This window comes from Arsenophonus nasoniae DSM 15247 (assembly GCF_000429565.1).
GTDB lineage: Bacteria > Pseudomonadota > Gammaproteobacteria > Enterobacterales > Enterobacteriaceae > Arsenophonus > Arsenophonus nasoniae.
The window spans coordinates 1-1175 of record NZ_AUCC01000153.1 but is presented as its reverse complement, the minus strand read 5'-3'; the positions used below and the strand labels follow the sequence as shown (position 1 = coordinate 1175).

Below are 1175 nucleotides of genomic sequence, written 5' to 3'. Positions count from 1 at the left end.
ATTCAATACCGCAATGTTATCTTTTCCGCGCTGGCGCAATTTAGTGGGGTGATATTTTGACGGACAGGTCAGCGTGATGAACATACCAATATCCTTGCGCGCCAGCGCGATTTTTTCAATGCCGGCCATTTGTGCCATCAATTCCATTCGGCGGATCTCCGGATTGGCAATACTCGCCATCACTTTGTCGATTAAATCGAAGCGTTCACCCCTGTCGATATCTTCGATTTGCATCGCTTGCAAGTAGCGTAAATTAGCCAGCCGTTGTGACTTCACCGCACGGATCGCCTGTTGACTGGCATAAGGTTGGTGCTGCTTGCACACCTCCATCGCGGCGATCATCAGCGATTCGACCCATCGGGTGCGGTGTGAGCGCAATTGGGTTAACCAGTAATCCCGACTGATTAAACGGGCAACGGCCGCATACACCTGACGAAGGGGCATCGTTTGATGATTTTTGCCCTGCGTACGTTGACGTAACGTTTTTTGATAGGATGAATAGTATTCTGGGGTGACGTGTAACCCTCGCGCCAATTCCGCTAAACGACCATAGATATCGGTTTGGACTGTCTCATCAAAAATCCGGTCTCTATCGCCCTGATGGGACGTGATGATTTGATCACAACAGCCTTCATAGAAACGGAAAAAAAAGGCGGACAGGTGGCTGGCTAACTGTTTAACCCGATGATTATTCATGTCCGGCAGCAAATTGAAATCAAGAATATTGGGGGTATCAATAAGGGTCAGTGGCCAGTTTGCCACCCGCATTTCATAACGTTGATTAACGGCTGACAGCCGTGGCCAGATTTTTTGATGAAACGTAAAGTAAAGAAAGTGATGCGCCTCATGCAAGCCCTTTTCACTGATTAACGATTGATAACGTTTTTGATAACGGTAACGTAAATGCTGGGGTAACGAGGCGATATCCTTTAAAATCGCTTGCCCCCTGAACACGCTGCTCACGGGTAAGCGGTTTCGGATAGGAAACCGCTTCATGCCGCGGATGATTCCACCAATACGCCAATTTCATTTCGGGTGAATAGGTCACCGGCGGGACGGTAAAATCAATCGTGGCATACCTCATCGACGCGCACCCCCCAATTTATCCGGATCAAGCAGATTAATCACGGTTTCACAACGGCGCGATAAGATATCGACGGTTTCCCGATAGTGAT

At 48.5% G+C, this 1175-nt stretch carries 1 protein-coding gene; it reads right to left on the bottom strand.

The features are described 5' to 3' along the window. The coding region (locus tag G468_RS21575; protein WP_211229682.1) for a replication endonuclease at nt 1-996 on the bottom strand (996 nt) is incomplete at its 3' end. Nucleotides 997-1175: the final 179 nt, after the last annotated feature.